Annotated in this window: 12 protein-coding genes; 4 read left to right on the forward strand and 8 right to left on the reverse strand. The window is 41.5% G+C overall.

What is annotated here, in order from left to right:
- Positions 1-247 precede the first annotated feature (247 nt).
- From ACFFAP_RS26300 to ACFFAP_RS26330, 7 genes are all read right to left on the reverse strand, one after another.
- Positions 248-1,246 (reverse strand): ribose ABC transporter permease, encoded by a 999-nt coding sequence (locus ACFFAP_RS26300; RefSeq protein ID WP_375513985.1) that lies wholly within the window; start codon positions 1,244-1,246, stop codon positions 248-250.
- Positions 1,243-2,796 carry a sugar ABC transporter ATP-binding protein gene (locus ACFFAP_RS26305; RefSeq protein ID WP_375513986.1) on the reverse strand — a complete coding sequence of 518 codons (1,554 nt, stop codon included), beginning with the start codon at positions 2,794-2,796 and terminating at the stop codon, positions 1,243-1,245. The genes ACFFAP_RS26300 and ACFFAP_RS26305 overlap by 4 nt, the downstream gene beginning before the upstream one ends.
- Before the next feature lie 147 nt (positions 2,797-2,943).
- A complete protein-coding gene (locus ACFFAP_RS26310) occupies positions 2,944-3,957 on the reverse strand; it encodes an ABC transporter substrate-binding protein (protein ID WP_375513987.1) in 1,014 nt (337 codons plus the stop codon).
- Positions 3,958-3,982: 25 nt separating this feature from the next.
- Positions 3,983-4,987 (reverse strand): substrate-binding domain-containing protein, encoded by a 1,005-nt coding sequence (locus ACFFAP_RS26315; RefSeq protein WP_375513988.1) that lies wholly within the window; start codon positions 4,985-4,987, stop codon positions 3,983-3,985.
- Positions 4,988-6,081: 1,094 nt separating this feature from the next.
- On the reverse strand, positions 6,082-6,978 hold the full coding sequence (locus ACFFAP_RS26320; RefSeq protein WP_375513989.1) for an inositol oxygenase family protein: 897 nt from the start codon (positions 6,976-6,978) through the stop codon (positions 6,082-6,084).
- Between the two features lie 462 nt (positions 6,979-7,440).
- Positions 7,441-7,764, reverse strand: coding sequence for a DUF1815 family protein (locus tag ACFFAP_RS26325; RefSeq protein ID WP_375513990.1), 324 nt, complete (start codon positions 7,762-7,764; stop codon positions 7,441-7,443).
- Between the two features lie 293 nt (positions 7,765-8,057).
- Positions 8,058-8,543, reverse strand: a complete 486-nt coding sequence (locus tag ACFFAP_RS26330; protein ID WP_375513996.1) for a gluconokinase — start codon at positions 8,541-8,543, stop codon at positions 8,058-8,060.
- A gap of 189 nt (positions 8,544-8,732) precedes the next feature.
- On the opposite strand from ACFFAP_RS26330, the gene ACFFAP_RS26335 reads away from it, so the two are divergent.
- Both ACFFAP_RS26335 and uxaC read left to right on the forward strand, forming a co-directional pair.
- Positions 8,733-9,761, forward strand: coding sequence for a LacI family DNA-binding transcriptional regulator (locus tag ACFFAP_RS26335; RefSeq protein ID WP_375513991.1), 1,029 nt, complete (start codon positions 8,733-8,735; stop codon positions 9,759-9,761).
- A 220-nt stretch (positions 9,762-9,981) separates the two neighbouring features.
- The gene (gene uxaC, locus ACFFAP_RS26340) at positions 9,982-11,403 is read left to right on the forward strand and encodes a glucuronate isomerase (RefSeq protein ID WP_375513992.1); all 1,422 of its coding nucleotides are present in this window, start codon (positions 9,982-9,984) and stop codon (positions 11,401-11,403) included.
- Positions 11,404-11,490: 87 nt separating this feature from the next.
- Here uxaC and ACFFAP_RS26345 read toward each other — a convergent pair whose 3' ends face one another.
- Positions 11,491-11,649 (reverse strand): hypothetical protein, encoded by a 159-nt coding sequence (locus tag ACFFAP_RS26345; RefSeq protein WP_375513993.1) that lies wholly within the window; start codon positions 11,647-11,649, stop codon positions 11,491-11,493.
- A gap of 650 nt (positions 11,650-12,299) precedes the next feature.
- On the opposite strand from ACFFAP_RS26345, the gene ACFFAP_RS26350 reads away from it, so the two are divergent.
- Positions 12,300-13,136: an SDR family oxidoreductase gene (locus tag ACFFAP_RS26350; RefSeq protein ID WP_375513994.1), complete on the forward strand. Its 837-nt coding sequence runs from the start codon at positions 12,300-12,302 to the stop codon at positions 13,134-13,136.
- 2 nt (positions 13,137-13,138) lie between these two features.
- Entirely contained in the window at positions 13,139-14,404 is a 1,266-nt protein-coding gene (locus ACFFAP_RS26355) for a lactate racemase domain-containing protein (protein WP_375513995.1), read from the forward strand.
- Positions 14,405-14,794: the final 390 nt, after the last annotated feature.

Genomic DNA, 14,794 nt, shown 5'->3' on the forward strand with positions numbered 1-14,794 from the left:
CATTAATGGAGTTCAAAGACTCATTAATGGAGTTCAAAGACTCATTCACGAGTATTAAAGACTCATTAATGGAGTTCAGAGGCTCATTAATGGAGTTCAAAGACTCTTTCACGAGTATTAAAGACTCATTAATGGAGTTCAAAGACTCATTCACGAGTATTAAAGACTCATTAATGGAGTTCAAAGACTCATTCACGAGTTATTAAAGACTCATCCCCTATTCTTAATGCCCAAAGACTTTAATTCTTTACCGTCTAGCACGTCTGCGGAGGCGATCGATCGTCACCGCCAAAATAATTACTAGTCCTTTGACGACAAGTTGCCAGAAGTAAGATAGGTTCAACAGAGTTAAACCGTTGTTGAGAATAGCAATAATTAATGCACCTAGAAGTGTGCCGCCAATGGTGCCAATACCACCTGTGAAGCTGGTTCCACCTAGAATAACAGCAGCGATCGCATCTAATTCGTAACCAGTACCGACGATGCCACTAGCACTATAAAGACGGCTGGCACTCATTATTCCTGCCAAACCTGCCAGTAATCCACTAACGCCATACACAAATAGCAACACCCGATCGACTTTTATCCCAGTTAATCGTGCGGCTCGCTCGTTACCACCCACTGCATATATTTGCACCCCTAAAACCGTTTGTCGCAGGACAAACCAACTCACTACTATACTCAGTAGCGCAATGATTACCAGCCAAGGAAGGGGGCCGACATAGCTATTGCCTATCCAAGCAAAATTTATGTCACGGTTAATAACCGTTGTACCCTTGGCAACCAAAAAGGCAACACCCCGCAAGGCAGTCAGTGAACCCAGCGTGACGATAAAAGGTGGCACATCCAAAAAAGTGATCAGAGCGCCGTTAACTAAGCCCAAAAGCAATCCTGCAAGCAAACCAGCAGGTATAGCCGCCCAACCTATAGCCGGAAGTAGCGATACCAGCACCGTAACTACGGCAGAAACAGCCAATATTGATCCAACTGAAAGGTCAATACCTCCAGTCAGAATTACAAACGTCATTCCGGTTGCTAAGACAATATTGATTGATGCCTGACGCAAGATATTAACGATATTAGCGCCTGTGAGGAAGCTGGGAGAAAGGAATGTAAATAAGATGCAGATAATTATTAGAATCGGCAGAATACCTGCAACCTCAAGCAGAGTGCTGATTGATTTGCGGTTGCGCTGCGTTGAATTCTTGTCTACTCTATTATTGGCTGGTCTTACTGTCTGACTCATGATGCTGGTACCTCCGATGCTCCTGTTGCATAATGCATAATTTTTTCTTGGGTAATTTCTTTACCAAGACTGCCGTCAAGTTCGCCCACTAGCTGCCCTTCTCGCATCACTAAGACGCGATCGCTCAAGCCCACAACCTCCGGTAATTCGCTAGAAACCATCAGAACTGCAACACCTTGGGCTGCTAACTCGCTGATAATTCGGTAAATTTCGCTTTTGGCACCGATATCTACGCCGCGTGTCGGCTCATCCAACATCAGTACTCTCGGCTTAATCGCTAACCAACGCGCCAATAGTAGCTTCTGCTGATTACCACCAGAAAGATCCACCGCTCTGATTTCCAAATTCGCCAGCCGGATATTGAAGTCTTCCACCGCTTGCGTCGCTAATAGATTGACTGAACCCCAGTTGACGACACCAGCCTTTGCATCCTGCTTGAGTGTGTTAATGGCAATATTCTTACGGGAACTCATCTCCAGAAATAAACCCTGGTCTTTGCGGTCTTCCGGGACGTAACCAATTCCAGCAGCAATGGCATCACCGGGGCTATTAATATTAAGTTTCATACCATTGAGCAAGACTTCACCACTTGTTTTGCGATCGGCACCAAAAATCAGCCTGCATACTTCCGTTCGTCCTGCACCAACCAGCCCCGCTAGACCGACAATTTCGCCAGCGCGAAGTTGAAAACTAGTTGGCTCAACCTTGCGTCCATCACTGATATTCGTGACTTCCAATCTCACTGGGCCTGGGTTGGTTTGTCGTTGATGTTCGTAAAAGTCCTGCATCGAGCGACCGACCATCATCTGCACCAATCGCTGTGCAGAAATTTCATCCCGCGTCAAACTGCCAATGTATTGACCATCGCGCAGCACGCTAATCCGGTCAGCCAAGGCATATATTTCTTCCATGCGGTGACTGATGTAGATAATGGCAATGCCGTCGCTTTTTAGTCTGCGAATTACCTCAAACAAGCGCTCTGTTTCGCGGTCAGATAGTGCTGCTGTTGGCTCGTCCATTACCAAAACGCGGCTATTGTCCTTCAGCGCCCGCGCAATTTCCACCTGCTGTTGTTCGGCGACTACCAAGCTACCAACCACAGTTTGTGGTGTAAAAGTGGCTCCGAGGCTTTGAAGCACTTTTTGTGCTTCCAGTTCCATACCTTTGCGGTCTAAAAGCTGACCTCGGCGCAACTCGCTACCCATAAAAATATTTTCGGCAACGGTTAAATTAGGTGCAACGTTCAGTTCTTGATAAATGAGATTGATACCTGCCTTGCGTGCTGAAGCCGGATCGGTAATTTTTACTGGGCTACCGTTGATGCGAATCTCGCCTTCATCAGCAATGTAAGCCCCAGCAAGGATCTTCATCAATGTGCTTTTGCCTGCTCCGTTCTCACCCATGAGGGCGTGAACTTCTCCTGGGTAAATCGTGAGATTGACATTTTGCAGGGCAGGTACACCATTAAATCGTTTAGCAATCCCTTGCATTTCTAATACAGGGGTAGTGGTTGGTACATCAGGAAAAGAGGTTTCAATACTTGTTGTCATTAGCTGTACCTGTAAAAACAATTGAAAATTTGCGTTTTGAAGTTAAAAATTCCCGAAAATCATATTTGATGTGAAATGAAAGCCGTTACAAAATCATCTTGAGAAAACTTACCATTGACGATCGCTGACTTTCACAATTTTGATTACTTACCAACCTTTCTCTGTGTTAACGTTGTCTTTTGTAATCAGCTTGGGTGTCAGCAGAATGGTGGGACTACTAGGTTTTTTACCATGTAAGATGTCGTTACCAACCTTAACTGCTTCTGTCGCCATACCTCTAGGATTTTGAGTAGCAGTCGCAGCATATATACCATTTTTGTCAGCGATCGCTTTGATTGCTTCTGGCGCACCATCAACCCCAACAATAAAGAAATCTTTACGTCGTGCTTGGTTAGCTGCTAGTTCTGCTCCCACCCCACTCGGATCGTTAATCGCAAAAACAGCATCAATTTTCGGAAAGGTTGTCAGCAAATCAGTCATGACTCTAAGTCCTCCATCCCTACTCCCTTCTGCATTCTGGTTTTTAGAGAGTATTTTTAGATTGGGATATTTGGACAATACCTTTTCGCAACCACTAACTCGTTGAAGCACCGATTCCACGGGAGGGCCGTTAACTATGACTACATTGCCTTTGCCTTTGAGGCGGTCAGCAATATATTGGCAACCCAGTTCTCCAGCTTTGATATTGTTAGTCGTAATGGTGGCATCCACACCTCCGTCAGCACCTGTATCTACCGCGATCACAATTTTGCCTGCTTGTTTTGCCCTTTCAACTGCTGGCTGAATACCACTTTTATCAGCAGCATTCAGAACAATGATGTCAGTATTAGCCGCAATGAAATTTTCAATTTGATTGGTTTGTTGGTTGAGGTCATAGGCACTGGAAGCGACAATAACTTTGACATCATTACCCCCAAATTTCTTTGCTGCTGCCTCAACTGCCTGCCCCATAACGACGAAGAAGGGGTTACTTAGATCGCCAACGGTGAAGCCAACTGCTCGTAATTTTGCATCCCCAGTGACACCCTTACTCGCTGCACTAGTATTGCTATCAGCGTTAGTAGCGGTGTTGCCATTTTGAGAGTTATTTGTGCAACCAATAACAGTACTACTGACCAGACCTAATATGCTAGCTGCGATCGCAATTTTTTTCACATTCATATATCTCCTCAAGGTGATTAAATACTTACCAGCCTTCGTAAGTGCTGAGGTTGTCTCTAGTGACTAACTTGACTGGAATTAGAATCTCGGAATCACTAGGTTTTTTGCCCTGGATAAGATCGTTGCCAATCTCAACCGCTTTTTGCGCCATCGCTGCTGGATTTTGAGCAGCAGTTGCCGCAAATACACCATCTTTGTCTTCCATTGCTTTGGTTGCATCTGGTGAACCATCAACCCCAACAATAAAAAATTCTTTGCGTCTTGCTTGTCTGGCTGCTAAATCTGCGCCTACACCGCTTTGATCGTTAGTGGCAAAAACGGCATCAATTTTGGGGAAAGTTGTGAGCAAATCGCTCATGACTCTAAGTCCTCCATCCCTAGTCCCTTCGGCGTTTTGGTCTGAGATGATTTTTATGTCAGGATATTTGGATAATGAATTCTTACAACCACTCACTCGCTGATTGATTGAGTCCATCGGCGTACCGTTGAGAATGACTACACTACCTTGACCTTTGAGGCGATCGGCAATATATTGGCAAGCAACTTCTCCCGCTTGGGTATTGTTAGAGCTAATCATCGCATCCACTTCTGCATCAACGGCTGAATCGATTGCAATGACAACTTTACCTGCAAGCCTTGCTTGGTCAATTACTGGTTTAACTCCTTTTTTGTCAACAGCGCTAAGGATAATTATGTCAGTATTTGCAGCAGTAAAATTTTCGATTTGGTTGGTTTGTTGGTTCAGATCAAAGGCACTAGAAACCGCATTAACTCTGATATTATCGCCGATTTTCTTAGCTTCTGTTTCAGCCCCTTTCTGCACTGCATTATAAAAAGGGTTGCCTAAGTCACCCAAAGCGACGCCAATTGTTTGCAATTTTCTATTTGGAGCATTAGCCTGACTCTCTAAACTAGTGTTGGTAGCAGTGTTAGTACCAGTATTAGTAGCAGTGTTGTCATTTTGAGCGCCATTTGTGCAACCAACAACAGCGAAACCTAATATGCCAACTAGAAGCAAAATTCTCTTCATATTCATCTATTTTTAACAATGGATTTAAATTTTAAAAAGGTCAGTAAAATATAAATTTCCCAAGCTATCACAATATGAGCTATGTCTAAAAACTTCAGACATAACGTAGCAATACTGCTGACTTTAACAACTTAAACTCTTCTCAAAGGTCTTCTTAATGTGACCGAATTTGAGTTAGCGCTATTAATTGCCCTAAATTAAATGGTTTCTTTTTTTAAAGCAAAATATGAGCGCTACACTCCTTAACAAAATCACATTTTTATGTGTAAATCCATTTGTAAATGTATGGGATAAAAAGAGCTTTTAACTAAAATTAGTAGAACCTGATGTTATCAAACTTGGAAATCCGTATTTCATTTAACATTATTTTAGTTTAACCTGCATTGTTGCAAATATGATCCCCGTTTATTGAACTTTACAAATTAAAAAAACTATTCCATTTATATGTATGTTAAACTTTTTCCCCTAAAGCATTTGCAAAAAATTACTTAATTTTCATCTAAGGTAAAGTTTAAAAAACTTAATATATTGAACTCAACTTTAGTTGAGAAAAGTTAATCCCGTCGGAGGAAATATTTTCTTTTATATCTATCTTTTAGCGGTAGAAATATATAGCCAGTTACCATGTATAAAAATCATTTTGTCTTATTTTCAGAGTTTCCTCAAATTTGCCTATTAACTGCGCTTATTTGCTATACTAAGTTGCCAGAGATAGTTTTGTTATATCTGGCTCAAAATAATTCTTTGGATATAAGGAGAAGAAATACCAAAAAAGTTATTCTTACCCCATTACGGCCGTTGTCAAGATGTGAAATAACGGACACGATAAATAGTTCGCGCCTGTTCAGTGGGTCTGGTAATTGAAGAAAAGCCAAGCCAGTGGCTATAAACTTCAGGACATTTGCACAGATTTTTTATACTTTTATAAGTCCTAATGTGCTATTTTTTATTGGAAAAAATTCTACTCGCTTTTGGATTGCCGAAGAATTGTTATTAATCATTAGGCAAAAATATTCGCAATCTTTACAAGCCTAATTAGTTATCATGTCTGTAGGGGATGTTTTAAATTCTTTCCCTTTGCTACTAGCAAAAATTTAGAATTTCAAGGTTATCGGTAAATATTTAGCTACTAAATCTTCATAGTAAGGTTTTAATTTTTGCCAGTCTGGAGGATTAGGGTTCTTTGAATACAAATCGTAGGGATTGAATAACTTCACCCATTTAAACATTTCTTTATCGTGTTTATCCATCAAATGTTCGTAAGCATTTTCACGATGTTGAGGATAAAATGAGTGATAGCGAAGGATATATAATGCAGATTCAGGCAAATAGTTTTTCATCATGTAATATACATACTCATCATGTCCCCATGACATGTGTACATTACTCAAACCACAATTCGGCTCGTAAACACCATATAGGGAGTTATATATAGGGTTATTGTAATCAGGGTTTTCTTTGAAAAATTCCGAGAAAACAATCTTATCAGAAAATGCACAACCCACAGGATAGGTATCGCCTACTGTAGCCCATTGGGGTTCACAAAATAAGCAAAGTACCTTCCCCAGATCGTGAAACAAGCCAGTAAGTACCATCCAGTCTGGATGACCATCAGCGCGAATGGCTTCTGATGTTTGCAATAGATGCTGTAATTGATCTAAATCTATATCAGGATCTGAATCATCAACCAATTGATTCAAAAATTCTAATGCATCCCAGACAGACATTTCTTTCTTATCCAACTTGAGAAAGTCTTCTTTTTTACCTAATACAAAATCATAGGTTTGATTGATATGATTTAATCGATAGAACTCTTTCACCGTGTCTCTAGTAGGCGTTTCGTAATTCCTGTACTCTTTGGTGGTTTTACCTTCTTTAACTATGCTGTCCGGATTAGGATAGCGATTAAGTAAGTCTTCTTCCCATTCTTCTAGCGAATGTAAGGGATTGTTTTGAGCTTGTTGGATGGAATTCTTTAGAGTTTGAGACATATCTGTTTACTTGTCGATATTAATTTGTTAAATGGTACTTTCGCACTCCACCTTATGCACAGGTGTGCAAAATCTGTATTGAACTTATTTTTGCACACGTGTGCAAAAATATATATTAAGTTTGTTTTCTTTATACACACGTGTGCATAAGTCACTTCTTCAAGAATTCTGGACGATGAGAATCAATTAGCAAGGAACTTTAGTTCCTTGCAGAACATGACTTTTACGTTAAGTTGACACCAATACACAGATGTGCCGCCCTACAAATGTACAAATTAGTTTAGAATAGTTTATTTTTTGGAAGTCCGTTATCCGATCGCTAATTCTCAGAGATTTTAATGCCTTCTCAATAACGCTCACAGCTATACACACGTGTGCATAGTTGTACTAAATATAAGCTCATCTTTTGTTTTACACACTTGTACAAAGTTAATATTTTTGTCAATATCATTCACAGAAGTGTCAATTTGTCAAATGTATAGCATCAGAATACTTGACAATATTAGCCAACTCTTGTAACTGGCTTATCGCTTCTGCACCCTCCAACTTAATTAATTCGCGATCATCCCATAATTCCATCCAAGTAATCCCGTAATCAGATACTAAAAACCGAATCAGGTGCTTTTCTCCCAGGCTAACCAGAAATGAAGCACTCTGCATTTGGTTACCGCATATATAACAAGACGCAGTATAGCCACACCGCTCAAGTGTAATTGTCAAGGCTTGCAGGTTCATTACCAAGTCTTGGACGAATTCCTGATGTTGTTGCGCTAATCTTATAAACACTAGTTTTCTCCTACCACTCCAGTTATGTGGTTGCTTTTATAATTTCTGGTTCTTTTGCCTGTTTTATGCTAGAGCCACTCACCTTATTATTAAATAATGCACATGAAAATCATGAAAGTCCTTCCCTGTAATGGTTTAAGGCTATAAAACAACAAGTTTCTAGTATTGTGTTCCATAAAAGCAACGCCAGAGCCTAATTTCTTGAGACTTACTTCTGATGTAATTTGGTTGCCAAAAGTTCGTGTTTTCGTAAAGACGTGATTAATCTTAATCTTCCGGTTGTAACTAATAAGCTAAATTCCCAAAGCCGTTCTAATGTTTTGGACAATTACCTGGGGCGGTTGTGCAACATCCATAGATATGGTATCTAATGGTTCTTCAAGAGTATAAAACTGACTGTTAAGGAGTTTTTCACTCATGTAATGATTGCTACGCTCTTGCAACCGCATTTTAATCAACTCATAAGACCCTTTGAGGTAAACTAGCTTGACGCGTTCGCTATCCAATACCAAAAATTGCCGATAGCTGTCTTTTAGAGCAGAACACGCCAGCACCACATTTTTATTTTCTTGCAGCCAATGTTTTATGGCTGTTTGCAAATCTTGTAACCAAGGCATCCTGTCAGCTTCACTCAGAGGGATACCGCGCCGCATTTTCTCAACATTCTCTGGCGAGTGGAAAGCATCAGCGTCGCTAAACTCCCATTCTAACGAGTCTGCTAGTAGTTTTCCTACAGTGGTTTTGCCAGAACCAGATACACCCATTAGGATAATAATCATTGACTGCTTAGTCATCTTTTTCTTAAGAAAAGCTAATTTATTGAAATGGAGGCAGAATTCAAGATTCCTGACTCCTTTCTATGCAAAATGTGAGTTGTATTAAATCTGTTGACAAATAACAATTATTTTCTATAATACATATAAATGTATAATGCACACGTGTGCATTATTTAAAAGCTAAAAGAAAAAATGAATAAACGAAGAATTTCAATTGAAGATATTGCTCAAAGAGCAGGCGTTTCTCATTCCACAGTTTCACGCGCTTTGCGAGATAACGCTTTAATTAGCCCTAAGGTGCGAGAAGAAATTAAGCGACTGGCGCAGGAGATGAGGTATGTGCCAAATGCTATTGCTCAAAGCTTGCAAAATAAACGCACTAATACCATTGGTGTAGTAGTAACTTCAATCGCAGATCCCTTTTTCGCTGAAGTAGTAGAGGGAATCGAGAAGATAGCTAGACCGGCAGGCTTGAGTGTTTTGTTGAGTGCTTCCCACCGAGATTTTGAGCAGGAAATAGCAGCTATTGATACTTTTCATCGCCGTAGAGTAGACGGGATCTTAATAGGCGACTCGCGAATTAGTAAACAGCATACAAAGCAACTCACACAAATTGCTGTACCCACAGTTCTAATTAATAGCCAGACCGAAGATCAATGCGAAATATTTCACTCAGTGGCAATAGACGATCGCTTAGGTGCTAAATTAGCCACAGAGCATCTCATAAGTCTAGGACACACCGCTATTGGTTATCTGGGTGTAGGCGATCGCAGCAGGTCGAACCAGCAGCGCCTAGAAGGATATCAAATGGCTCTGGCTGAAGCTGGTATACCACAAAATACTGATTGGGTTTCAATTAGTGATGAATATGATACCAGAACAAGCGATGTTGCCACCGGACAACAGATGCTTTTTAAACTATTGACTGCTGAAGTGACAGGCATCTTTTGTTACAACGATATGGTAGCGGTTGGCGCACTGTTAGCCTGCCAAGAACTAGGTATTTTAGTACCGCGAAGTTTAAGTCTGGTTGGATTTGATGGTATTGTTTTGGGCGGTTACGTTACGCCAGCACTCACCACAGTCAGCCAGCCAATGTTAGAAATTGGTGGCATAGCCATGCAAATGTTACTCGATTTATTAGAAGAAAAAACTGTAGAAAATCGGGTTTTATCTCCTTTTCTATTAGAGCGTGGTAGTAGTGCAGCATTAAGAAAGTAATCTGAAAGCGTGTCTATCTTGAAAACTGTAGTTTTTTTGTCATAAGAGTAAAGCTGATAACTCAAGCCACAACCAAAATATACTCTTATTAAAAACTCCAGGTTTCAAAATGGACGGGGTTTAATTTGAAAAAATTGGAAACTTTTACTTTCTGCGCTTCTGCATCAGGCAAATTTATATTTGCACTCAGCAACACTATAAATTTTAACTGGACAAAAATATGTTAACAAAAAGACCAAGTTTATCTGGCGATCGCTGCTTTTCTCCAGAACCAGTTCAAAGACGACTAGCTCATCAATTATTTGACAGCATATCTGCACTACCCCTAGTCTGTCCACACGGTCACGTAGATCCAGCTTTGTTAGCTAATCCCGCAGCCCGTTTTGGTTCACCGACCGAATTATTTATTATCCCTGACCATTACCTTTTGCGGATGCTTTATAGTCGGGGCATACCTCTGCAAGCTTTAGGCATATCTACCAGTGATGGTTCACCAGTAGAAACTGACCACCGCAAAATCTGGCAATTGTTCGCCGAACATTTTTATCTATTCCAGGGTACTCCATCCGGGTTGTGGCTGAAAGACGAACTAACTAACGTCTTTGGCGTAGATGAACCTTTAAATTCTCACACTGCGGGACATATCTATGATTACCTGGAAGGTTTGTTAGCTTTACCTGAGTTCTCCCCTCGTGCTTTATTCAAACGCTTTAACATCGAAGTGCTTTGTACTACCGATGCAGCCAGTGATAACCTAGAGAATCAGCGATCGCTCCACGAAGAAGGTTTTACTCAAATCAGACCAACCTTTCGACCAGATGCAGTAGTTAACCTGGATGCTCCTAGTTGGCGCGAAAATCTTACCAAATTGGAAAGCACTATCGGTAGAGAAATTAGCACTTACGCTACTTTTGTGCAAGCTTTAGAAGAACGTCGGGCTTTCTTTAAAAAAATGGGCGCAACAGCTACCGATCAAGGTGCAGCTACACCTTATACCACACGCCTTTCTGACCAGGAAGCCGAAGCTATTTTTGCTAGAGCATTAATCGGTAAGCTGAATCCAGGAGATGTAGAGCATTTTACCGGTCATATATTCATGGAAATGGCGCGGATGAGTGTAGAAGATGGCTTAGTGATGCAAATGCATTGTGGTGTTATGCGTAACCATAATCCGGCTTTATTTGAGACATTTGGATCTGATAAAGGTGCTGATATTCCGTTGAAAATAGAATGGACTCAAAATCTACACCCGTTATTGTCAGCCTACGGTAACGATCAGCGCTTCCACTTAATCATTTTTGGCATGGATGAAAGCACTTATAGCCGAGAGATGGCTCCGCTAGCCGGTCATTATCCCACTATATTGCTCGGCCCGCCTTGGTGGTTTCACGACAGCGTAAATGGCATGGAGCGCTACTTCAATCAGGTAATGGAAACCGCCGGAATTTATAATACTGCTGGGTTTAATGATGATACCCGCGCTTTCGTTTCTATTCCGGCTCGTCATACAGTCTGGCGGCGGGTAGCTTGTAACTGGTTAGCCGGATTGGTAACGCGGGGATTAGTTGAGGAAGAGGAAGGGTATGATATGGCCCGCGCTTTGGCTTACGACCTCGCTAAGGTTGCTTACAAATTGGATTAATAACTAATTCTCCAAAATCAAGCTATTAGGGCTAGAGTGTTTTTTCAAAGTCTTAGATCCCCCAAACCCCCCTTTTAAGGCTACAGTCTACACACAAGTCTTTTCTACCTGCAATGGCATTGCATCGACTAACAATGGCATTGCATCGACTAACAATGGCATTGCATCGACTAACAATAGCATTGTATCGACTAACAATGGCATTGCATCGACTGACAATGGCATTGCATCGACTAACAATGGCATTGTTCTGGTTCCCATGTTTTGCATGAGAATGAAAAAAGCCTCATCAAGCTAGGTTTTTAGGACTTGTGTGTACACGGTAGCCTTTTTAAGGGGATCTAAAAAGTTAGGAGGCTAAACGAGTAGTTTGAAAACACGCCCTAGTCCTAGCTACAGAGAAAACTTAGAAACCCAGATTACAGCAGAATTCAAGTATTTGAACCACACCTGTCGTAGGGGCGTAAGGCCTTGTGCCCCTACCGCGTGGTCTATAGCAGTCCTAAATCATTTGTGAAAATTTTATATCTCTTTCTTCTTTCTTCCCTTTGCGTTCAACTCTTGGAGACGCTGCGCGAACGCATAGCGTTCCGTTCGCGCAGCGTCCCGTAGAGAAGGAAAGGCGGTTCGTTTCCTTATCTATATTTTTCACGACTCCTGCAAGAATTGCTATATAGGATTCATATTTGATTTTTGAAATACACGTAGGGTGCGTTAGCCAGAGGCATAACGCACCATCAGATAGTTTGGTGCCGTACTCTTGGCGATAACACACCCTACATATACTTAAATTTTTTCATAAATCAAATCAGATTCCTATATTTACCTGAAAATAGCTGTAAATATTGACTTTTTGAATTACGAATTACGAATTGAAATAAGCAGGGGAATCATTGATGTCAGACTGTATTTTAAATAAGCTTTTTAGCTTAAAAGAGCAAGTAGTAGTAGTCACAGGCGGTTCTGGTGTGCTTGGTGGGGCTATGGCAAAGGGTTTAGCCCTTGCTGGAGCGGGAGTCGCAGTTCTGGGTCGCAATGAAGCACGGGCGGGTGCGGTGGTGGCTGAGATTACTGCTAACGGTGGAGAAAGCATAGCTGTGATAGCAGATGTTAGCGATCGCTCCCAATTAGAAATAGCCAGAGATAAAATTATACAGCATTGGGGTCAAATAGATATCTTAGTAAACATGGCTGGCGGTAATATTCCTGCTGCCACGATTACTCCTGATGCTACTATTTTTGATATGCCTCGCGTTGCTTTTGAGGAAGTAGTTAGCCTAAACTTACTCGGTACTCTACTGCCCAGCCAAGTTTTTGGTCAAGCAATGGTAGAAATAAATCAGCCCCACGGTTGTATTGTGAATATTTCTTCTATGTCTGCCATTCGGGTGATTAGCCGCGTGGTTGGCTACTCAGCCGCTAAAGCCGGGATAGATAACTTTACTCGCTGGTTAGCGGTAGAACTTGCCCAAAAGTATGGAGATGGATTAAGAGTAAATGCGATCGCACCAGGTTTTTTTATTGGAGAACAAAATCGAGATTTACTGTTAAACCCAGATGGAAGCTTGAGCGATCGCGGGCAAAAAATCATTGAGCATACCCCCGCCGGACGTTTTGGAAAACCAGATGAATTACTCAGCACTTTAATCTGGTTATGCAGCTCTGGTTCTAGTTTTGTCAACGGAGTCGTTGTGCCAGTAGACGGTGGATTTAGTATCTACAGTGGAGTTTAATAATGTATTCACTGGCTGTAAATAACGGGACACTTTCAGACGAGCAAGTTTCTGGGCTAGTTCATCAAGCTTTAGCAGACCCGAAGTTGGATGGACAGCGTATCCTGGTGTTAATTCCAGATGGAACCCGCACTGCTCCCATTCCTCAGATGTTTCGATTGCTTCATCAGGAGTTGAGTAAAAGGGTTGAGGCTCTGGATTTTTTGATTGCTCTGGGTACACATAATCCCATGAATCAGGAACAAATCAATCACTTGCTGGGGGTGACACCAAAGGAGCGAGAAACAACTTTTAAAAAAGTTCGCATCTTTAACCACCTTTGGAATCAGCCAGATACTTTTATTTGTTGTGGAGTAATTTCGGCAGATGAAATAGCAGAGATCAGCCGAGGAATGCTACATCAGGCAGTTGAAGTACGTGTTAACAAGCTGGTAACAGAGTACGATTTTATAATGATTTGTGGCCCGGTCTTTCCGCACGAAGTTGTCGGTTTCTCTGGTGGAAATAAATACTTTTTTCCTGGCATTGGTGGTCAGGAAGTAATTGATTTATCACACTGGTTAGGTGCTTTAATCACCAGTTATGAAATTATTGGTACACCGGGAATAACACCAGTTCGACGTTTGATTAACCGAGCCGCTAACCTGATTTCTACCCCGAAACTTTGTTTGGCGATGGTAGTCGCACCAAAAACAAATCAGCTAGCTGGACTTTATATAGATAAACCAGAGTCAGCCTGGGAAGCTGCTGCAAAATTATCAGCCAAATTGCATATTAAATATGTAGATCAGCCTTTTAAACAAGTGCTTTCAGTAATGCCCCAAATGTATGACGACATTTGGACAGCGGCCAAAGGAATGTACAAACTAGAACCAGTAGTGGCCGACGGAGGTGAAGTAATTATATATGCGCCTCACATTACCGAGTTTAGCTATACATACGGCGAAATCCTAGCCCAAATTGGTTATCATGTGCGGGATTATTTCCTCAAACAGTGGGATAAATTCCAAGCCTATCCCGGTGGAGTGCTGGCCCATAGTACTCACTTAAAAGGTATGGGTACTTTTGATCCCATAAAAGGGGAACAAGCGCGGATTCGCGTCACTTTAGCTACTGGTATTTCTGCTGAACGCTGTGCTGCTCATAACTTGAACTATCGTGATCCCGCTACGATTCGACCTAATGAATGGGCTAACCGTGAGGATGAAGGTATCTTGCTTGTACCAAAGGCTGGCGAAATACTATACCGTCTAACTAGTGATAAGTAATATCAAGTCCGGCTAAAGACTTATCATTTAGACCGCAATACAGTTCGGTTAAGATTGATTTTTAAAGCTCTTTGGGGAATGAAACAGCCCTGCTGCTTACCAAGGGGAGACTACAGGCAAAATACGGTTCGGATAAGGTTTTTTGATGACACACCTTAGATCCCAAAGACGCGATAAATCGCCGTCTTTATAATAATCAGTCCTTTGTAGAAACGGCGATTTATCGTGTCTCTTGCCTTAACCGAACCGTATTGGGACTACAGGAGGGTTAAAACGATCTCAAATTCTCACGAATGATTTAAGACTGCTATATAAGCAACAGATACCTCGAAGTCGTGTTGAAGTACTTGAAAATCGTGTTGAAGTACTCCAAAGTCGTGTTGAGGTACT

It is taken from the genome of uncultured Nostoc sp. (assembly GCF_964245575.1).
GTDB lineage: Bacteria > Cyanobacteriota > Cyanobacteriia > Cyanobacteriales > Nostocaceae > Nostoc.